This is a genomic window from Geobacillus proteiniphilus (genome assembly GCF_001908025.1).
Taxonomy (GTDB): Bacteria; Bacillota; Bacilli; order Bacillales; family Anoxybacillaceae; genus Geobacillus; species Geobacillus proteiniphilus.
The window spans coordinates 31,182-51,243 of the sequence record NZ_MQMG01000005.1; the positions used below are offsets into that span (position 1 = coordinate 31,182).

Below are 20,062 nucleotides of genomic sequence, written 5' to 3' on the forward strand. Positions count from 1 at the left end.
CGAAGGCTTCATCCCGCGCAGCACGACAGTTTCGAAACGTCTCGGTCAAACGTAAGCGCCGCCAGCTTCAGCCCCTCCGCCATCGTTAAATACGGGGCCAACGTTCGGCGAAGGTCGTCGATCGTTAATCCGAATTGAATCGCCAACGCTGCGGCGTAAATGACCTCGCCGGCATTGTCCGCGACGATGTGGGCGCCTAGCAGCTTGCCCGTATGGGCCTCAGCGACAAGTTTAAACACCCCCGTCGTTTCCCGGTTGACGATGGCGCGCGGCACCGCCTCAAGCGGCAGGACGGACGTTTTCACGTCATACCCGTTTTCTTTCGCCCGCTGCTCGGTCAAACCGACGGTGGCGATGGCCGGATGGGTGAACGTCACCGCCGGAACGACGGCCGTATCCCAGCGCTTGTTCAGCCCGCCGACGGCATTGGCCGCGGCAACGGCTCCCTGATAGGCCGCGACATAGACGAACTGCGGGCCGAGCGTGACATCGCCTGCCGCATAAATCGACGGGTTCGTCGTCCGTGTGTATTCGTCGATCAAAATTTCCCCGCGCTCCCCGACTTCCACGCCGGCTGCCGGCAAGTTCAACGCCGCCGTATTCGGCGTTCTCCCGGCAGCCACGAGCAATTCGTCCGCTTCGATGACCCGGGTGCGGCCGTCTACATTCACATACACTTTTTTCGTATTCCCGTCTTGTTCGACCCGTTCAAACGAAGCGCCGGTGATGACGCGGATGCCTTGTTCCGCGAGGGCCCGCGTCACCGCTTCGGAAATTTCCGGCTCATATTCTTTCAACAGGCGCGGGCTTCGCTGCATCAACGTCACCTCGGAGCCGAGATGATGGAACAGCTGTCCCAACTCCATCCCGATGTAGCCAGCGCCAATGACCGCGAGCCGCTTCGGCACTTTTTTCAGTTCAAGCAAGGTCGTGCTGGTCAAGTAGTCGACATCATGAAGCCCCGGAATATCCGGCACGGCCGGGGAAGCGCCTGTCGCGATCAAAAACCGTTTCGCCGACAGCGTTTGGCCGTTCACTTCAATCGTTTGGCGCCCAACAAATCGGGCTTCCCCTTGGATGAAATCGAACCCATACTCTCCGATCAAGTCCGCATATTTCGCTTGGCGAAGCTGCTCGACCAGTTCATTTTTTTGCTTCACTAACGGCGCCAAATCAACCGGACCAGCGGATGTATGCAGGCCGAGAAACGGATGATTTCGCGTCAACGCATAGATTTCTCCGGCCCGAAGCAGCGTCTTCGACGGCACGCAGCCGATATTGACGCACGTCCCCCCGACCGTGCCGCGCTCGACCATCGCCACTTTCGCCCCGTATTTCACCGCTTCGATCGCCGAGGAAAACGCCGCCCCGCCGGAACCGATGATGATGTAGTCATACTCTCCCTCGCCAGCGATGACAGGGCTGGCTGGCGCGGTGATCTCCTCGATATCCCCCGGCTCGTAATGGGCGTTTTTGACCGCTTGTCTCGCCATGTCAACGTCCGTGCCCTCAGGCAGCGCGAATACCACTTCACCGCGCCGGAAGCTGACATCCATCAGCTTGGCCCCAATCGCGCTCAGCGCTGCGGCGACATGTTGTTCACAGCCGGCGCATGTCATGCCTTGGACGGTCATTCGATATGTTTTCATGGCAAAAAACACTCCTTATCAACAAATGTCTCTTTCCTATTTTGTTCAGATCCTCGATCACGAAACCTATATCACTCGTCCTCATGATTCGTTCGGAAGGGGGCACAGCACGCCCCATGGCCGTTTCCCGTTTTCTCTGGGTCACAGCTTTCCGTTTCACCTGATCGCATTGGCTTTCGCTTTGCAACTATCATCATCAGCGAAAAGAAAAACAAAACCGTAAAAAGGCCGATGGCAAGGCTTTGGTGTCGGATCAAATACGCACCGACCGATGTTCCGGCCAACAACGGCAGAATAACCGCCAGATGACACGGGCAGCTGAGCAGTGTCAGCACGGCCCAAAACGATTTTTGACCATTTCCATCGTTCTCCCTCCTTGCGATGACGGGGGGTTCCCGTCTTTGCTCAACATTATAAACGATAGACTAAGGTACAGAGTCAAGTGGGAGAATGTTATGCGGCAAAACCATTCTCTTGATGATTGGCCAAGCAATGCCCAAAACCATAAAAAATCCCCGCCTTAACAGCGGGTCATACGGATCAATAGGCAATGGTAAGTAGCTGTGATCTCTCCGTGCGCCAAAAAGCGCTGTTCGCATTCGCGCATCATGGCTTTGAAGACAGACGGACGCTGGAGATAGCAACCAATCATGCAGTTGGAATCAGATTGGAAGGGGGGATGGAGATTCCCTGTCCGATGATGTCGAATGAATCAAAAAAATACGCAACTTGTCCCGCCAAAAGACAGACAAGTTGCGCAATGCCACATACGGTTCGGAATTAGAAAGGAATATAGTCAAGCGGATTGACCGCATTCGTTTTCGCCTCGTTCCAGCCGCCGCGGTGCAGTTCAAAATGAAGATGCGGACCGGTCGAATTCCCTGTATTGCCCATATAGCCGATCACTTGCCCTTTTTGAACGTGCTGCCCTTCGCCAACAAGACGCGCTTCCAAATGGGCGTACACGGTCGTATATGTTTGCCCATTAATCACATGACTGATGAAAATGACGTTGCCGTAGCTGCTAGAATAGTAGGAGCGGAACACAATGCCGTCCGCTGCAGCGACAACCGGCACAACGGGAGCTCGCTTGCCGATGTCGACCCCCGGATGGAAGTCCGTGCCGCCAAACCGGTAGCCAAAGCCCGAGGTGATCGGTCCATTGGCCGGGCGAGTGAACGCCCCGCTCGATACAGGCGGCGTGCTGCCGCCGGATGGCGCTTCTCCTGATGACGCTCCTCCACCGTTTGGCGAAGCATATGTACGTCCTCTCTGTTTCGCTTCTTCTTCGGCCCGTTTTTGCCGTTCGAGTTCGGCAAGCTGCTCTTTCACGGCCGCTTCTTGTTTGGCGATCAGTTCTTTTTCTTCTTCGAGCGCCATCTTATGATCATGCTCTTCTTCCTCTTTTTGCTTCAAATCGGCCATCAGGCGATTTTTTTGTTCCAGCTGGCCGGCCAGCTCGGCCTGCAGCTGCTTCAATTCTTGCAAATCCGCTTGCAGCTTGTTCCGCTTCTCCGTCAATTCGCCTTCCTTTTTCTCTTTTAACGCTTTATCGGCTTCCTGCTCGCGGATGATTTGTTGGTCCGCTTCCATGATCGTCGTTACGGCGCTCATCCGGTCGATGAAGTCGCTGAAGCTTTGTGCGCCGAGCAGCACTTCCAAGTAGCTGATCGCCCCGCCGTTTTCCTGCAAGGAACGAAGCCGCTCTTTCAAAATTTCATTTCGTTTTTCAATCCGTTCTTGAATTTCGGCAATTTCTTGTTTCAATTGGTCAATGGCTTGCTCCGTTTGGTCAATATCTGCGCTGACGTTGCGGATTTTGCCGCTCGTTTCCTCAATGGCAATGTTCAGCTTTTCAATATCGTTGGCGACTTGTTTTTGCTGCGACTGAAGGGCTTCGATGTTTTTTTGCGCCTCGCTGATCTTTTCTTGCACCTCTGACCGCTTCGAGCGAAGCGCGTCGATTTCGCTTCGCTTTTGTTCGATATCACGAGTGCTGACGGCGTTCGCCGCCGGTGGCAGAACGCCAAGGCCGAGCGCCGCGGCGACGGCGAGCGCCATCATGTTTTTCTTTTTCATCGCTTTCCCCTCTCCCTATGAATCTTTTTTTACACTTTCAAAAACTTGCGCACCGACATAACGCTTCCCCAAATGCCGATGCCGGCGCCGATCACCAGCAACAGTGCGCTCAACTGCCACATGAACGGAGAAAATGGAAGAAGTTCAAAAAACGGCAGGGAAACCCGCTGTTCATACACTTGATACACATTGTAGTACACGATCGAAAGCGCCGCGATCGGGAAGAGAGCGCCGAGCATTCCAAGCCATAACCCTTCTAAAAAGAACGGCCAGCGGATAAACCCGTTCGTCGCGCCCACGAGCCGCATAATTTCAATTTCGCGGCGGCGGGCGAAAATCGTAATTTTGATCGTGTTGGAAATGAGAAACATCGCCGTAAACAACAATCCGAGAATGAGCACGAGCCCGACGTTGCGCGCCACTTTCAGCGCATCAAACAGCTTCTCGACCGTCCCTTGGCCATAGTTGACTTTATGGACGAACGGCAATGTTTCGATTTGCTTCGCGACTTTCACCGTATCTTGCGGATGGGCCGCTTTCACGACGTATACGTCGCTCAACGGGTTGTCCTGCTCAAATAAGCGGAACGACGAACCTTCGTCCCCCATGCTTTTGATCAGCCGCTTCAGCTCTTCGTCCTTCGATGAATAGCGGACTTCCTTGACATTTGGAATGGCTTCAATTTGCCGGCGCAAGGCGTCTTTTTGCCGGCTGTCGGCCGTCAGCTCGATATGAACGCGAATTTCCACATCGTTTTCGACTTTTTTGGCAAAATGGTTGATGTTGAACATGACGGCAAAAAAGACGCCGACAAGCAACAGCGTCACCGTGACGGCGCTCGCGGACGCAAACGTCATCCAACCGTTGCGGCCAAGGCTTTTGATGCTCTCCCGGACGTGGCGCTTAAACGTATGAAGCGTCATAGCCGTATTCCCCCTTCGCCTCGTCGCGGACGATTTTCCCGTTTTCGATGGCGATGACGCGCCGCCGGGTCGCGTTGACGATCTCTTTGTTGTGGGTCGCCATCACAATCGTCGTTCCCCGGTCGTTGATTTTTTCAAACAGCTCCACAATGCCCCATGAGGTTTCCGGGTCCAAGTTTCCTGTTGGTTCGTCGGCAATCACGATTTTCGGGGAGTTGACGATTGAGCGGGCGATGGAGACGCGCTGCTGTTCGCCCCCGGACAATTCGTTCGGATAAGAGCGGATTTTATGCTTGAGGCCGACTAGGTCGAGTACTTCCATCACTTTTTTGCGGATCACTTTCGGCGATTCTTCAATGACTTCCAAGGCAAAGGCAACGTTTTCGTAAACGTTGAGCTTCGGAAGCAGCTTGAAATCTTGGAACACAACGCCGATATGGCGGCGCAAAAGAGGGACTTTGCTGTCTTTGAGCTTGGCAAGGTTGACGCCGTTGACCATAATGGTCCCGCTCGTCGGCTTTTCCTCGCGATACATCATTTTAATAAACGTCGACTTCCCAGCTCCGCTGGGCCCAACGACGTAGACGAATTCTCCTTGCTTGATGCGGACGTTGATGCCGTTCAGCGCCACAACGCCGTTTGGATATGTTTTGTACACATCTTGCATTTCAATCATCATCATCACCTATTTTCGACTATATAGATGCAACTTGAAGCTTTAACATTTGCGGCTTCGAGCATTTGATCGACTGTCGAGCGACCGAACAACGCTGCTTTCAGACCCATGCATGGGGCTGTGAAGCGAGCGGTTGTTCGGCCTCCCGCCACGCCTTGGCGTGACGGGGGCAAGCCACAGGCTTGCCCTCGACAGTCGAAAATGGATAAACGACTTTTCCGTCAAGCATATGTTAAACGGTCTCGTTGCATCTTTATAGCTTGCTGTCATTTCTCGAGCTGTTTCGAATGAATCTTGCAAAATTCCGCAAGGATTATTATAGCATGATTTTCCGCTGTCGAATTTTACATTTATATTTCAAATGGAGGAACCCTGGGGAAACTAGGACAAAAGGTTCAAAAACAGAAAACACCGCCTCGTTCTTGAGCGAACAAGGCGGTGCACCTTTCTTGAGTGAACGATCTTTTCCTTTCAAAGAGTCAGAAACATCCGTCCATTATTTTTTCGCGGCCAGCCATTCCGCCACTTTGTCGGCGTCTTCCCCTTTAATGATTCCTGCCGGCATCGCGCCGCGGCCGTTGACGATAATGTTTTTAATTTCATCTTTGGAATACTTGCTTCCAACCTTTTGCAAGTTCGGGCCGACCCCGCCCGACAAGTCTTGTCCATGACAGGACGCACAGTTTTGTTTAAAAATTTGCTCGGCAGCCGCTGCAGTATCCCCTCCGCCGTTGCTGCCGCCGTTTTTTTCCCCGGCATTGTCCCCGCCACCGCCGCACGCGGCAAGCGCGAGCGAAACGCCAAGGAACATCGTCGCTAATTTCCATTTCATGGCGAACTCCCCCTAAAAACAAAAATTTCGTTCTCATTTATTATAACCGATTTCTTCCGTTTTACGTACGTTGAAATCCTTCGCCGAGCACCTCAGCGGCGTTCGCAACAATGACAAACGCTGTCGGATCAATGGTTCGGACCAATTGTTTCAATTTCGTGAACTCCGATTGTGCGACGACGCACATCAACATCGGCCGTTCATGTTCCGTGTAGCCGCCATAGGCCGGCAAGCGCGTCACTCCGCGGTCGATTTCGTGCAAAATGGCGCGGCGCACTTTTTCTTCTTCCTTTGTAATAATAAGAGCGATTTTCGAATACCCAAGCCCGACTTGGACGAGATCGATCGTTTTGCTTGTCACATACAACGCGATCAACGCATAGAGCGCCCGTTCAATATCAAACACAAACGCCGCGGTCAAAACGATCAAGCCATCGATCAAAATGACGCACATGCCAAGCGACAGCCCGGTATATTTATGGATGATTTGCGCTGCCAAATCGGTGCCGCCGGTCGACGCCCGGCCGCGGAAGACAACGCCGAGGCCAAGCCCGACGCCGATGCCGCCAAAGATCGCGCCAAGAAGCGGATTCGTCGTCGCCGGCTCCATCCCTTTCGTCAAATAGACGACAAGCGGCAAGAACACCGTCCCGACGAACGTTTTCACGCCAAACTGCCGGCCCAAAAGCACAACGCCAGCGATAAAGAGCGGAATGTTGAGCGCCCATTGGACGTAGGCAGGCTCAATGCCAAACAACGCGTGCATAATCGTGCTGATGCCGCTCACTCCGCCTGAGGCAATCCGGTTTGGCAGCAAAAACACGTTAAACGCCACAGCGACGATCGCCGCGCCGATAAGAACATACGCATACTCCAAAGCCGCCTCCACCGCCGGAGGCATGGTCTTCTCTCTTCGCTTCCGCATGCTTCCCCACCTTCCTCTGTGAGTATAGCATGCCCGTTTTGGCAAGTAAATGACAGCCGATTAACGCGATAATGGTCTGCTATGCTAAAGGAAAAAAGGACGATCCGATGATCGCCCTAGCCAAAAAATACAAGCCTCAATACACATCGCCGCGGTTGCCGATCGCCTCAATATAGATGATTCGTTCATCATGATCGATGCGAAACAACACACGATATGTTCCGATTCGCATCCGATATAATCCATCCTGCCCCTTCAACTTTTTAATATCCCCCTGCGGCGGGATCGCAAGCAACCCTTGCAACCCAGAGGCCAACCGTTCTTGAACCTCTTTTTCTTGCCTAACGATGAATTTGACTGCGGCCCTACGGTAAATCAACTTGTAGCCCGAATTCACGCTTGGCTTCTCCCCCGGTGATATATCCTTCATCGCTTTGCAGCTGCTGGCGCTCTTCTTTCGTCAACGCTTCTTCTTCATCTGTTTCGTCAATCCGCTCCCATACCATTCGTTCCTTTCTGGACCGATCAAGCAAGTACGTCAAAAAATCGTACGCCGTTTGATGATCAGCCTCGTTCAGCCGATCAATCAATTCGTAAAGCAATTGTTTGCGTACAGCCAATGCCATCGCCCTCCTTTTTCCTTCCGTTGCCTTCAGCGTACCACGGAAGCACAGACGCGTCAAAAGGCCAAAACATGATTTTGGGGCGAAAAAAGGACGATCCGATGATCGCCCTTTACTTCAACTTCGCACGCAAATACGCGTCAATAAACACATCAATTTCCCCATCCATCACCGCTTGCACATTGCCGACCTCGACGTTCGTCCGATGGTCTTTGACAAGCGAATACGGATGGAAGACGTACGAACGAATTTGGTTGCCCCAGCCGATTTCTTTTTGCTCGCCGCGCAGCTCAGCGAGTTCGGCTTGCTGCTCCTCGAGTTTCTTTTGGTACAATTTCGCCTTCAACATATTCATCGCTTTTTCGCGGTTTTTGATTTGCGACCGCTCTGATTGGCACGTGACGACGATCCCGGTCGGCAAGTGGGTGATGCGCACGGCCGAGTCGGTCGTGTTGACGTGCTGCCCGCCCGCGCCGCTTGAGCGGTACGTGTCGATTTTCAGCTCTTCCGGCCGGATCTCAATTTCAATGTTATCATCCATTTCCGGCACAACCTCGCACGACACGAACGACGTATGGCGGCGGCCTGAGGCGTCAAACGGTGAGATGCGAACCAGCCGATGCACCCCTTTTTCCGCCTTTAAGTAGCCGTAGGCGTTGTGCCCTTTAATGAGTAGCGTGACGCTTTTAATCCCGGCTTCCTCGCCCGGGAGGTAATCGAGCGTCTCGACTTTAAACCCTTTTTTCTCCGCCCAGCGCGTGTACATGCGCAAAAGCATCGACGCCCAGTCTTGCGATTCCGTGCCGCCCGCGCCCGGGTGGAGCTCCAAAATGGCGTTGTTTTGGTCGTACGGCTCGTTGAGCAACAGCTGCAGCTCGAACTCGCTGAAGTCTTTCATCAGCTTTTTCGCTTCCTCGACGAGCTCAGCTTGGAGCTCGTCATCCGGCTCTTCCTTGAGCAATTCGTACGTCACTTCCAAGTTGTCAAACCGTTCTTCAAGCGAGGAAAATTCCTCGACGAGATCTTTGAGCGCATTCGCTTCGGAAATGACCGCCTGCGCCGCCTTTTGATCATCCCAAAAGTTTGGCGCGGCCATTTGCTCTTCTAATTCGCGAATGCGCGCCTGCTTCGCTTCGAGGTCAAAGAGACCCCCTGATTTCCGCTAATCGCTTAGCCATTTTCTCAAGCTCTTGCTTGATTTCCACCAAATCGATCATGTTGTCCTCACCTCATAATAAATTATAGTATGCCAACGATGAATGTCTGCCATTCAAAAGGGAGGCAGAGCTTCCCTTTTATATTTATAAACGGTCACACCGTTCTTCCGCAACAATGTTTATATTTTTTCCCGCTCCCGCACGGGCACGGGTCGTTGCGGCCGACGCGCACCGCCTTGCGGACCGGTTTTCTCTTCGGTTCTTCGCCGTCTTCTTTCGGGTGAACCGCTTCGCCTTTGGCCACCTCTTGGCGCTCAAGGTTATGGTGAATTTCCGCCTTCATAATATAGGTGGCGACTTCCTCTTCAATCGCCGCAATCATCTCCTCAAACATGGCGTAGCCTTCCATCTGATATTCGCGCAGCGGGTCGACTTGCCCGTAGGCGCGCAAATGGATGCCTTGGCGAAGCTGCTCCATCGCGTCGATATGGTGCATCCATTTCATATCGACAGCGCGCAAGACGACGACGCGTTCAAACTCGCGCATTTGTTCAGGCGGGATTTGCGCTTCTTTCTCATCATAGCGCGCCTTCACTTTCGCCCAAATGAGCTCGATCATCTCTTCGGGCTCTTTGCCGCGCAAGTCAGCTTCCGTTACATCCCCTTCCGGAAGCAGATGGGCGTTGAGATACTCAACGAGCCCTTTCAAATTCCATTCTTCCGGAACCTCTTCTTTCGGCGTATGAGCGTTGACGACGCGCTCGATCACCGATTGGATCATCTTTTCGATAATGCCGCGCAAGTTGTCGGAATCGAGCACTTCATAGCGCTGGCGGTAAATGATTTCCCGCTGCTCGCGCAGGACATCGTCATATTGAAGCAGCTGTTTGCGGGCGTCGAAGTTGTTGCCTTCGACCCGCTTTTGCGCCGACTCGACCGCTTTCGTCACCATTTTGCTTTGGATCGGCTGCGAGTCGTCCATTCCAAGGCGGTCCATCATCGCCATTAAGCTTTCCGAGCCGAAACGGCGCATCAATTCGTCTTCAAGCGACAAGTAAAACTGCGACACCCCAGGGTCGCCTTGACGCCCGGAACGGCCGCGCAGCTGGTTGTCGATCCGCCGGCTTTCGTGACGCTCCGTGCCGATGACAGCGAGCCCGCCAAGCTCCTTGACCCCTTCGCCAAGCTTAATGTCCGTCCCGCGCCCGGCCATGTTCGTCGCAATCGTCACCGCGCCTTTTTGCCCTGCTTGAGCGATGATTTCCGCCTCTTTCGCATGGTTTTTCGCGTTCAACACGTTGTGCGGGATGCCGCGTTTTTTCAGCATCTCCGACAACATCTCGGACGTTTCGATCGCCACCGTGCCGACGAGCACGGGCTGCCCTTTCGCATGGCGGGCGGCGATGTCCTCGACCACGGCGCGGAATTTCCCTTCCATCGTCCGGTAGATCAAATCCGGACGGTCTTCGCGGATGACCGGGCGGTTCGTCGGAATGACGACGACGCGCATGTTGTAAATGTTGCGGAACTCTTCCTCTTCCGTTTTCGCCGTCCCCGTCATCCCCGCCAATTTTTCGTACATGCGGAAATAGTTTTGGAACGTAATCGTGGCTAAGGTCATCGACTCGTTTTGAATCTCGAGCCCCTCTTTCGCCTCAATGGCTTGATGAAGCCCATCGCTGTAACGGCGGCCGTGCATCAAGCGCCCGGTGAACGGGTCGACGATGATCACTTTTCCGTCTTGCACGACATAGTCGACATCGCGCTGCATCGTCACGTGCGCCCGCAGCGCCAGCTGAATATGGTGGTTGAGCGTGACGTGTTTCAAATCGAACAAGTTGTCGATGCCAAACGCGCGCTCCGCTTTGTTGATCCCTTCTTCCGTCAGCTGGACGCTTTTCGTTTTTTCATCGTATGTGTAATCGACATCTTTGCGCAACGTGCGGACAAACGCATTCGCCTGCACATACAGCTTGGTCGACTTCTGCGCCGTGCCGGAAATGATGAGCGGCGTCCGCGCTTCATCGATTAAAATCGAGTCGACCTCGTCGATGATCGCATAATAGAGCGGCCGCTGCACAATGTGCTCTTTATAGAGCACCATGTTGTCGCGCAAATAGTCAAAGCCAAACTCGTTGTTCGTCCCGTACGTAATGTCGGCGTTGTACGCCGCCTGCTTCTCCTCGCGCGACATGCCGCTTAAGTTCAAGCCGACGGTCATGCCTAAAAACTCATACAGTTTGCCCATTTCCGTCGCATCGCGCGTCGCCAAGTATTCGTTGACCGTCACGACATGCACGCCGCGCCCCGTCAAGGCGTTCAAATAGACGGGCATCGTCGCCGTCAACGTTTTCCCTTCCCCGGTTTTCATCTCGGCGATGTCGCCCTCATGCAAGACGACGCCGCCCATAATTTGCACTTTATATGGGTACAAGCCAAGGACGCGCTTCGCTCCTTCGCGCACAACGGCAAACGCCTCAACAAGCAAATCATCGAGCGATTCGCCTTGTTGGTAGCGGGCTTTGAATTCCTCGGTTTTTTGCCGCAGCTGTTCATCGGACAGTCGGGCCATCTCCGGACCGAGCGCATCCACTTGATCCGCAATTTTCTCGAGCCTTGCCAACTGACGCTTGTTCGGGTCAAATACTTTTTTTAAGACTCCAAGCATAGGAAACGCTCCTTATTTTTCATGGACTCACTTATTCATCATATCATTTACAGGGATAGGTGACAACTGTTGCACAGGCTTAGAGAGGGGCATGTCCAAAAGAGGGAATCACGCCTTGGACTGAAGCTGCTCAATCGCCGCTTCCGCATGGTGAAGCCGCCGGTTCAGCGCATAAATTTCAAAACTTTTCTCCTCAACTTTTTCATGAATTTTGCGAAACAATATTTGCACATCATCCACAAGCTGCGTTTCGACCCGATGAAGCGTCTCTTTCACTTCCGTCAATTCAGTTTCCACACCATCCAACCGGGTCTCCACGCCATCTAACCGCGTTTCCACGCCGTCCAACCGGGTCTCCACACCATTCAACCGCGTTTTCACGCCGTCCAATCGGGTCTCCACGCCATCTAACCGCGTTTCCACGCCGTCCAACCGGGTCTCCACGCCATTCAACCGCGTTTCCACGCCATCCAACCGCGTTTCCACGCCATCCAACCGCGTTTCCACGCCATCCAACCGCGTTTCCACGCCGTCCAACCGGGTCTCCACGCCATCCAACCGCGTTTCCACGCCGTCCAACCGGGTCTCCACGCCATCCAACCGCGTTTCCACGCCGTCCAACCGGGTCTCTACGCCGCCCAATCGCGTTTCCACACGGTCTAACCGCTCTTTCACCGCGCCCATTTCCTGTTCGAGGCCGACGAGGCGTCCGTTCATCTCCGTCAAACGGCCATCCATCTGCTCAAACCGTTGGCGAGTTTCTTCTTGGAACGCCAAAAATCCTTTTTCCATGTTGTCCAACTTGGACAAGATTTGACGCAACAGTTCCTCCATCGCTCTCCCCCATTTTGATTTTTCTCATGCATATTATAACATCCCCTGCCAAAAAAAGCAGGGGATGCGCATAGGGAGGCTGCTCAATTCGCCTCGATCAATCCGTATTTTCCGTCTTTGCGGCGGTAGACGATGTTCGTCCGGTTTGTTTCCGCGTTGGTGAAAATGAAGAAGTTGTGCCCCAACAAATTCATTTGCAAAATCGCTTCTTCGCTGTCCATCGGCTTCAAGCTGAAGTGTTTCGTGCGCACGATTTCAAACTCCTCTTCATTCTCCGCCGCGGAAGCGCCGATCGAGACAGGGGCAGCCAGCTTCGCTTCTTTCTCGCGGTCGCGCAGCTTCCGATTGACTTTCGTTTTATGTTTGCGGATTTGCCGCTCGAGCTTATCGGTTACTAAATCGATGGCCGCATACATATCTTCATGGCGCTCTTCAGCGCGCAGCAACAAATGCGGAATCGGAATGGTCACCTCGATTTTCCCTTGTCCATCGTTGTATACTTTTAAATTGACGTGCACATGCACGTCATCAGTGCCATCAAAGTAGCGTTCCAGTTTCCCGATTTTTTTCTCCACGTACTCGCGCAACGCTGGAGTCACTTCGAGGTTTTCCCCGCGAACGTTATACATCATCGCTGACCACTCCTTATCTTATAAAACTGTAAATCCCTACACTTTTTTATTACCCATCCAATCCATGTTTCAATCAAAAATATTTTTGAAGATTTTGTGAAAAACATAGGAAAATATGGTAAGATAGGCATAGGTGTTTTTTCTTATGATGTGGAAGGTACGGAGTGTGTGAACGATGCGAAAGGTCCATATTTCCCATGCGAAAAGCGGTGACGTGCTCGCTGTCGACTTGTTCGCCGCCAACGGCAGCGTCCTTTTGTCGCGCGGCGTGCGGCTGACAAGCGGCTACATCCGTTCTTTAGCACAAAAAGGGGTTCAATACATTTATATTGACGACAAACAAACATATGACATCCGCCCGCGCCCGCTCATCAGCCCGACCGTGCGCCAGCAGGCGGTGAAAAAAGTGTACGAGACGATGACGGCCTTGATTGAGCAAAAAAAGCTGCTCAGCCGTGTGTCTTCCCTCGATTTGGGAAAAGAGTACGAAAAAGTGTTCAAAGACATTTTGGATTATCTGCTAAAACAAGAAGATTTGCTCATCAACTTGTCGGATTTGGTCATTTCCAATGGATACTTTTTCCACCATTCAGTCAACGTCGCCACCATTGCGGGTGTCATCGGCATCGCCAAAGGCTACCGCCCCCAGCAGCTGCTTGACCTTGGCATCGGCGCGCTGTTGTTTGACATCGGCATGACGCAGCTTCCTGATGGGCTCTGGCGGAAAAAAGGAGTCTTGACGGAAGAGGAAAAGGAAATCGTCCGCCGCCATACGTATCTCGGCTTCGAGCTGTTGCGGCGTCAGCGCAACATTTCGCTCTTTTCCGCCCACTGCGCCTTGCAGCACCATGAGCGGTGCGACGGCAGCGGCTACCCGCGCGCCTTATCGGGCGATGAAATTCACGAATACGCCCGCATCGTCGCCATCGCCGACGTTTTTGACGCCTTGACATCGGCGCGCTACCACCGAAGACAATACTCGCCGCACGAGGCAGCCGAATACCTATCCGCCGCCGGCGGCATTTTAGACTATGATCTGATCAAGCTGTTTCTCTCTCACATCGCCATCTACCCGGTCGCCACGACCGTCTTGCTCAACACCGGGCACGTCGGCGTCGTCTCGCAAGTGTTTCCGGGCTTCCCGCTCCGCCCAATCGTCCGCGTCATCAAAAACCCAGCAGGCGAGGAGCTGAAAAGCCCGTATGAGATTGACTTGCGGAAAGAGATGAACATCACGATCGTGAAAGCCGTCTGAAGTGAAAAGAGGGTGTCCCAAAAGGATCGGGACGCCCTTTCTCATTACCGTATATAGGTATAAAACTATCACTAAGAAACAATATGTTGTGTTTTGTTTAAGGAAATTTACCCTTTTGGGTCAGCCCCTTTTCTCGTATGTTGCCCCAACATCATCCGCCCGCCGAAGGAAAGAGGCCAGCCATTTCTATCGTCCAGCCAATCGCCCGCCATCCCTCGCCAGCGAACCCGCCGATTCCAAAAGACAAGCGTGAACGGGCGGCATCGCGCCGCACAACGAGCTGGCTCAGCTGCTCGCCCGAGACGCCGGCGCACTCAAAGCCTTTCCACCGCTGGGCGCCACATAAACGCCGCTTTCGTCCCTCATGCCTCACAGGCCGATCACCCGATGCCACCGCCCATTCGCCCCGCCGCTCACTGCACGATATACCGCCGCAAGCCGCTTGCTACCGCCATCTTCCACGCCTGAAACGCGGGAGACAGCCGCTCACACACGATTCGCTCTTTCGCCGCCGCATCGGCAAACTTTCCATCGAGCGCTTCCGCCGCCTCGAGCACATCGGCAAACCGTTCGAGATGGCGGACAAAATCGCTCTCCTCGGCAAACAGCCGGCTTAAATAGACGTTCGTCTCGCCGATTTTCCCAAGCGCCAGCAAAATGTCTCCCAACAACACATCCGCATGCATCCCCCGCGGGGCGGAAAAACTCGCTTCCACGTAATCGAGCCCTTCCTCCACCGTCTCAAGCAACGAGGCATACTGGCGGATGACCTCCAGCGCGTCGCTCGTCAATTTCGCCATATCCATTCCACCTATCGCCGTTTGTCGTAAAACATCCCGTCAAACGAAAGCGGCTGCTCGTACGGGTGAACGTAGCGGGCGTTCGCCTGCCGCTTCGCCCCTGTCATCCGCAAGTCGCGGCGAATTTCTTCGCACACCCGAAGCAGCCGTGCCTCAATCTCTTGATTCCAAACGATAATCTCACGGCCAAGCTCTTGTTCTTCCTCGCTGTATGGCGGCCGCAGCTTCCGAAGCAGCTCCTCACGCTCCCGAAGCAGCCGATCGACCGCCGCAAGCCGCTCTTCGCGCTCCTCGGACGGCCACGGCAGCGCCGTCGCCTCAAGCAACTCCTTCGTTGCGCGCCAAACATCGTGCACAACGCCCATTACGCCTGCCCGCCTTCCGCGTATTGGCGCTGCCGGTTCAGCTGAATCACTTGCTTCCACGTATCGCGAAACTCGACGACATACCCTTCCACCTCGTCCAAAATCGCCGCATCGTTTTTCACATTCGCCTCGACTAGGCGGCGGTAGATGTAGTCATACATGGTCATCATCGATTTCGCGACGTCATATTCCATTTTCAGCGTCGCCATCAATTCCAAAATGATCTTTTGCGCCTTCAACAAGTTTTCATTACGCGCCGCGATATCGCCCGTCTCGATCGCCTGGCGCGCGAGCTTGATAAACTTCAAGCAGCCGTTATACAGCATCAATGTCAACTCCCCAGGCGACGCCGTCTGCACGGCGTTCGCTTGGTAGTGTTGATACGGATTGTTCGTTGCCATCCCGATCACTCCTCTTCCACGTCAAGTGCTGCACACGTTTCAAGACTGAGGCAAGAACGTTTTTTCAGCCAAACCGCCCCCTTAAAGAGGCGTCGCGCCTTTTCAGTTGTCTCAGCCTAAAACCTCCATCATCAGGAAGCGGATCGCTTTCCGATGATGGCCAAGCGCCAACGGACGCCTGCATGCCACAGCCGCTGATCGTTATCTTTGCATGCCGCCAAAGGCATTCATCAAATACATGCTTTGTTGGTTGGCGCGCTGAATCGCCTCTTCCATCGCTGTGAATTGGCGGTAGTAGCGGTCTTCAATCTGTTTCAGCCGATCTTGAAACCGGTCAATTTGGTCATTGATCTGGATTAAATCGCGCCCGATCGCAAACTGTTGGTTCGTCCAAACGGTTTTCCCCGCCTTTTGCTCGATTTTCCCGATCGTTTCCTTGATCGTATCGCGCAGGCGGCGGGCGATGCCTTTCTCCGCATCCGTCGCGCCGTCTTGGTTAAACAACTGATACACCGCTTGGGGGTTTTCCTTGATTTTCTCCCGCAGCTTCGTTTCGTCAATGATCAACTTCCCACCGTCTAGGTAATTCGACGACGTCGTAATCCCGATTTGCGCGAGCTGCGAGAACCCGCTTGGGATGTTCGCCCCTTCGACTTTCGTGTACACATTCATCCGCATTTTGCTGAGGGCGCTGGACAAAATCGAATCACCGCGAAGCATCCCGCTCCGCGCCTTTTCTTCCCACAGCTCAATTTGCTTTTCCGTCATCGCTTCCTTTTGCTCGTCGGTAAGCGGCGGATAGTCGCGGTAGCGCTCTTCTTTCAGCTCGGCGTTGATTTTGGCGATTGTGTCGTTGTATTTGTCGACGAATGACTTGATCGAATTGAAAATGGCATCAACGTCCGTCGAGGCAGTCACGGTTACTTCGCTTACGGTTGTTTGCTTTAATGTGTACTCATACCCGTTAATCTGAAACACATTCGTTGGACGTTCCGTTGGTAAACCGTTAATTGTAAACTGAGCGTTCTTTCCTTTTCTCCCCAACATGATCGTATTATTGCTCGGATCCTGTGTCGCAGCAGCAATATCACTGTCTTGAGGTAGCTTTAACACGTCAATCAAAAACCTGTCAGCTGTACCATCAATTACAATTTCAGCGCCTTCTGACGCATCGCCTGTATTTTTCGCCGTCAATGACACTCTGCCCGTTCGGCTATCGTAAAAAGCCACTACCCCGGCCTGAGAGCTATTAATTTTATTAATCAACGAGTTTAATGAATCAACACTCGGATCAAATTGAATCGTTGTCCACTCGGTCGGCATCGTGCCATCGCTCTTAATCGCCTTAATGCGAATCTCCTTTGTCCCGCTGCTCAACGTGTAGCCGTTATTTTTCGTGATGTTGCTATCTTGACTAAGCAACGTTTGGGATGGATCGAAATTGGCATTGCCTACGGCAACAGCTCCATACATATAAGCATTCTCTGCCAATTGTGTCACTTTGATAGTTGATGTCAATTGGGAAGTAGAGCTAATGTTTCGAACAGAAACAGCCGCTTCATTCGAACTGATAACCGTCTGCTTCGTAAACGTCGCCTGCCGATAGATTCCATCAAAGATCGATGTATCTAACTCGCTGAGCAGCTTATTCATCTCTCGATAATCATCACGCTGCCACTCGAGCAGCTGCTTTTTCTGCTTCAATTTATCAAGCGGCATCCGCTCCGCTTTCATCAAATCGCTGACGATTTTGTCAATGTCCATCCCGCTCGCGAGGCCGCTGATGCGCAACGTATTCGCCATTTCGACTCACCACCGTTAAATTTTTTTATCCACCAAAAGCCCGACAAACTCCATCATCGCCGCGTACATATCCAACAGCTTTTTCGGCGGAATTTCGCGGATCACTTCCTGCGTCTTCTCGTCAATCACTTGCACGTAATATTCATGTAGCTCTTTGTGCAGCTCAAACCGAACCGACGTATGGCTCGGCTGCACCAGCTCATTCAAGCCGTTGACCACTTTCTCAAGCGTTTCCTCCGACGGGAGCTTCTCACTAGGAGACGCCCCCTCTGCTACTTGCGCCTGCGCCGGCAAGATTTCGACTTTTGGATTCACCTGCTCAGCTCGCGTCGGTTCATAAGAAGGAAAAGAAGAAGACACCCGTTCAATCGTCATACAACCCGCTCCTTTGCTTTGGACGCTTTCTATTGTTTATATCGGATGAAACATGGGAAGTGTGAAGGGGGGAAAGGAGAGAAATGCGGTGGGCAACGGAGAAAGAGTCCTTCTTGGAAAAATTGATGTATAATAAAGGTATCGAAAAGCAAAGGAGATGAGTACGTTGGGGTTGGAACATTTAGAGCAGTTTTTGAAACAGAAGAAAGAAGAGAGGGAGCGAAAGCAAATCAATCGCGAGGAGTTAAAAAAGCAATGGCTACGTGAAATCGAATCGTTCTATAGGCAAATCGAACCATTCCTTACCCCATTGCAGGAAAAAGGGTTGCTGTCAGTGAAGCGGGAAAACATCAAAATACAAGAAGAACTTCTCGGGGAATACACGACAGAAAAATGGCAACTCCATTTTCCCGACCAAATCGTCACGATCGAACCGGTCGGGAAGGAGGTAATCGGCGCAAACGGGCGAATTGATATGATCGGAAAAAACGAAACCGTGAAATTTCTGCTATTCGATCAACAGGCGCAGTCACCGAACATCACCGTTTCTTTTCCCAACTTGCCGGCTGAGGCATTCAAGAAGACGGACCTTCTCCGTGACAAAGACGACATCGAATACGCCTGGAAAATCGCCACTCCCCCGCCAAACATCCGGTTTATTGATCTAAATGAAGATTCTTTGTCCGACGCTTTATTAGAGGTTCTTGCGCGTTGAGACGGACGGTTTTGTCGGGGGAGAAAAATTTTGTTTTCACCAGTCTTGTAGATCTATGCGCGATAAACAACTGCACAATGCAATGCCAGCTTTCTCGCTTTAGCGTTTGATAACATCGTTTTACTAGGAGAATCATGAATTTCGGCGTGATACGGATTTCGGTGCGACGGGCAATAAACAAGATGGGCACCGATATCCATACAAAAACCGGCTTCAACATAGACGACAGCCTTTACTTTTTCCACACCAAAACGGTCTTGAAACCTAGAAACGACCTCTTCCTCCGTGCATCCACCGTCTCGGTCAACAGAAACCCCTCTCTTATCTTTGAACAAAGCAGATGATGGACGATTGTGCTCCTCATCCCATACAATGCTCGGAAAAACAGCCCTAAACAGCCTTTCTTCCCGTCCGATCTCTGGTTTCATAAAAGTCAACAATGATTCGATTTATCTCCCGCACATCGTATGGGATCGATTTTTCCATTTCACGTCCATCTGCATATGACACAAAAACATCAATTTTGTTTTCAAAAAGTTCAAACTCCAAGTAATCTCCATTTTCTTTTTCAAACTCAAGCTGAATGCTATCTCGTGCTGTGGGGAACAGCTTCGGCTGCTTAATGATCGTGTGAATCACACTGAAGACCTTCTCAATCAATTTATCGGAAAATGAATCCGCGCCATTTCCATTCCAATCGTTCCCCAGTTCTCTGATGGCTTGCAGTTTGGCTATGTTTTCTGCCTTTCGCACTTGGTCATAAATAAAGGGAGTCACCCGTCCAAAAGAATGCTCATTTCGCCATATCACCGTTTTCATCGGTGTTGCTGTTTCCTCAACATGGGGCAACCGAACATGTTCCTCACCCACTGTTTCCCGAATCAATGGTTCCGAAACGGGGAAACGGGCACGGACAGCTTGGGTTTTCGGCAAACGAAAATACTCGTCGATTCCAGTAGATGAAGACTTCTCTGCGCGTAAAATCATTGCTGTGTCCCCTCGTTCCGAATTTGTTCCAACATCATAATATGCTCACCCAGCCACTCGTGAAAAAGTTTCGCGGTCTCCAAATTCATCACAACCCCAGTTGACACATAGCGGATAATATTTTCTTCATGGTCAGGAGGCCGTACATCCGTCTTTCTTGCTGGCTGTCCTGTTCCTTCAAACACGTATGTTTCCTCGTAAGGCAAGGGACGGCGTTCAAAATAAAAGTTCACAACAATCTCCCCCTGCGGAGAAATTCCGCCGTGCGCCCCATTGACGTAGACAGGATTATAGTCATCAGCAAACAAGTATTTAAAATGAACGACCTTTTCTTTTCCAGACATTATACAACCTCCACGCAAC

General features: G+C 52.4%; 24 protein-coding genes. 2 read left to right on the forward strand and 22 right to left on the reverse strand.

The window, feature by feature from the left end; all coding sequences use genetic code 11:
• Positions 1-8: 8 nt before the first annotated feature.
• The 13 genes from merA to hpf all read right to left on the reverse strand — a co-directional run bounded on the left by merA (position 9) and on the right by hpf (position 12,998).
• The gene (gene merA, locus BRO54_RS03060) at positions 9-1,649 is read right to left on the reverse strand and encodes a mercury(II) reductase (RefSeq protein WP_062898930.1); all 1,641 of its coding nucleotides are present in this window, start codon (positions 1,647-1,649) and stop codon (positions 9-11) included.
• Between the two features lie 71 nt (positions 1,650-1,720).
• Positions 1,721-1,984 (reverse strand): transporter, encoded by a 264-nt coding sequence (locus tag BRO54_RS03065; RefSeq protein ID WP_239691191.1) that lies wholly within the window; start codon positions 1,982-1,984, stop codon positions 1,721-1,723.
• Positions 1,985-2,429: 445 nt separating this feature from the next.
• Positions 2,430-3,728 carry a murein hydrolase activator EnvC family protein gene (locus tag BRO54_RS03075; protein ID WP_074043095.1) on the reverse strand — a complete coding sequence of 433 codons (1,299 nt, stop codon included), beginning with the start codon at positions 3,726-3,728 and terminating at the stop codon, positions 2,430-2,432.
• 29 nt (positions 3,729-3,757) lie between these two features.
• A complete protein-coding gene (gene ftsX, locus BRO54_RS03080) occupies positions 3,758-4,651 on the reverse strand; it encodes a permease-like cell division protein FtsX (RefSeq protein WP_074043096.1) in 894 nt (297 codons plus the stop codon).
• A complete protein-coding gene (ftsE, locus tag BRO54_RS03085) occupies positions 4,632-5,327 on the reverse strand; it encodes a cell division ATP-binding protein FtsE (RefSeq protein ID WP_011232571.1) in 696 nt (231 codons plus the stop codon). Before ftsE ends, ftsX begins: the two co-directional genes overlap by 20 nt.
• 496 nt (positions 5,328-5,823) lie before the next feature.
• Positions 5,824-6,159, reverse strand: coding sequence for a cytochrome c551 (cccB, locus tag BRO54_RS03090; RefSeq protein WP_062898933.1), 336 nt, complete (start codon positions 6,157-6,159; stop codon positions 5,824-5,826).
• 61 nt (positions 6,160-6,220) lie between these two features.
• The gene (locus BRO54_RS03095; RefSeq protein WP_062898934.1) at positions 6,221-7,084 is read right to left on the reverse strand and encodes a YitT family protein; all 864 of its coding nucleotides are present in this window, start codon (positions 7,082-7,084) and stop codon (positions 6,221-6,223) included.
• A gap of 136 nt (positions 7,085-7,220) precedes the next feature.
• Positions 7,221-7,481 carry a type II toxin-antitoxin system RelE family toxin gene (locus BRO54_RS03100; RefSeq protein WP_062898935.1) on the reverse strand — a complete coding sequence of 87 codons (261 nt, stop codon included), beginning with the start codon at positions 7,479-7,481 and terminating at the stop codon, positions 7,221-7,223.
• A complete protein-coding gene (locus BRO54_RS03105; protein WP_079936571.1) occupies positions 7,450-7,710 on the reverse strand; it encodes a hypothetical protein in 261 nt (86 codons plus the stop codon). The genes BRO54_RS03100 and BRO54_RS03105 overlap by 32 nt, the downstream gene beginning before the upstream one ends.
• Before the next feature lie 109 nt (positions 7,711-7,819).
• Positions 7,820-8,924, reverse strand: a protein-coding gene (prfB, locus tag BRO54_RS03110; protein WP_128733406.1) for a peptide chain release factor 2 whose coding sequence is annotated in 2 segments (ribosomal slippage) — positions 7,820-8,848 and positions 8,850-8,924 — 1,104 coding nt in all. Because the reading frame shifts where the segments join, the coding sequence is not laid out codon by codon here.
• A 94-nt stretch (positions 8,925-9,018) separates the two neighbouring features.
• On the reverse strand, positions 9,019-11,532 hold the full coding sequence (secA, locus tag BRO54_RS03115) for a preprotein translocase subunit SecA (protein ID WP_062898936.1): 2,514 nt from the start codon (positions 11,530-11,532) through the stop codon (positions 9,019-9,021).
• 108 nt (positions 11,533-11,640) lie between these two features.
• Positions 11,641-12,366, reverse strand: a complete 726-nt coding sequence (locus tag BRO54_RS03120; protein WP_074043097.1) for a tropomyosin — start codon at positions 12,364-12,366, stop codon at positions 11,641-11,643.
• Positions 12,367-12,449: 83 nt separating this feature from the next.
• Entirely contained in the window at positions 12,450-12,998 is a 549-nt protein-coding gene (hpf, locus tag BRO54_RS03125) for a ribosome hibernation-promoting factor, HPF/YfiA family (protein ID WP_074043098.1), read from the reverse strand.
• A gap of 175 nt (positions 12,999-13,173) precedes the next feature.
• Between hpf and BRO54_RS03130 the strand changes: the two genes are divergently transcribed.
• Positions 13,174-14,253 carry an HD-GYP domain-containing protein gene (locus BRO54_RS03130; RefSeq protein ID WP_013524623.1) on the forward strand — a complete coding sequence of 360 codons (1,080 nt, stop codon included), beginning with the start codon at positions 13,174-13,176 and terminating at the stop codon, positions 14,251-14,253.
• 151 nt (positions 14,254-14,404) lie between these two features.
• Here BRO54_RS03130 and BRO54_RS03135 read toward each other — a convergent pair whose 3' ends face one another.
• The 6 genes from BRO54_RS03135 to flaG form a co-directional block, all read right to left on the reverse strand.
• Entirely contained in the window at positions 14,405-14,626 is a 222-nt protein-coding gene (locus tag BRO54_RS03135; protein ID WP_074043099.1) for a hypothetical protein, read from the reverse strand.
• 40 nt (positions 14,627-14,666) lie between these two features.
• Positions 14,667-15,053: a DUF8042 domain-containing protein gene (locus tag BRO54_RS03140; protein WP_074043100.1), complete on the reverse strand. Its 387-nt coding sequence runs from the start codon at positions 15,051-15,053 to the stop codon at positions 14,667-14,669.
• Positions 15,054-15,064: 11 nt separating this feature from the next.
• A complete protein-coding gene (gene fliT, locus BRO54_RS03145) occupies positions 15,065-15,418 on the reverse strand; it encodes a flagellar protein FliT (protein ID WP_023633666.1) in 354 nt (117 codons plus the stop codon).
• Entirely contained in the window at positions 15,418-15,819 is a 402-nt protein-coding gene (gene fliS / locus BRO54_RS03150; protein WP_062898939.1) for a flagellar export chaperone FliS, read from the reverse strand. The genes fliT and fliS overlap by 1 nt, the downstream gene beginning before the upstream one ends.
• A 201-nt stretch (positions 15,820-16,020) precedes the next feature.
• Complete coding sequence (locus BRO54_RS03155) at positions 16,021-17,622, reverse strand: flagellar hook-associated protein 2 (RefSeq protein WP_074043101.1); 1,602 nt, start codon at positions 17,620-17,622, stop codon at positions 16,021-16,023.
• Positions 17,623-17,637: 15 nt separating this feature from the next.
• A complete protein-coding gene (gene flaG, locus BRO54_RS03160; RefSeq protein ID WP_074043102.1) occupies positions 17,638-17,997 on the reverse strand; it encodes a flagellar protein FlaG in 360 nt (119 codons plus the stop codon).
• Between the two features lie 166 nt (positions 17,998-18,163).
• On the opposite strand from flaG, the gene BRO54_RS19990 reads away from it, so the two are divergent.
• Entirely contained in the window at positions 18,164-18,712 is a 549-nt protein-coding gene (locus BRO54_RS19990) for a hypothetical protein (protein WP_167367368.1), read from the forward strand.
• A 53-nt stretch (positions 18,713-18,765) separates the two neighbouring features.
• On the opposite strand, the gene BRO54_RS19290 is transcribed toward BRO54_RS19990, so the two are convergent.
• The 3 genes from BRO54_RS19290 to BRO54_RS03175 are packed head-to-tail and all read right to left on the reverse strand — an operon-like array spanning position 18,766 to position 20,043.
• Positions 18,766-19,140, reverse strand: coding sequence for a hypothetical protein (locus tag BRO54_RS19290; protein ID WP_139268034.1), 375 nt, complete (start codon positions 19,138-19,140; stop codon positions 18,766-18,768).
• Positions 19,103-19,699, reverse strand: coding sequence for a hypothetical protein (locus BRO54_RS03170; protein ID WP_074043104.1), 597 nt, complete (start codon positions 19,697-19,699; stop codon positions 19,103-19,105). Before BRO54_RS03170 ends, BRO54_RS19290 begins: the two co-directional genes overlap by 38 nt.
• Complete coding sequence (locus BRO54_RS03175; RefSeq protein ID WP_074043105.1) at positions 19,696-20,043, reverse strand: hypothetical protein; 348 nt, start codon at positions 20,041-20,043, stop codon at positions 19,696-19,698. The genes BRO54_RS03170 and BRO54_RS03175 overlap by 4 nt, the downstream gene beginning before the upstream one ends.
• Between the last annotated feature and the right edge of the window lie 19 nt (positions 20,044-20,062).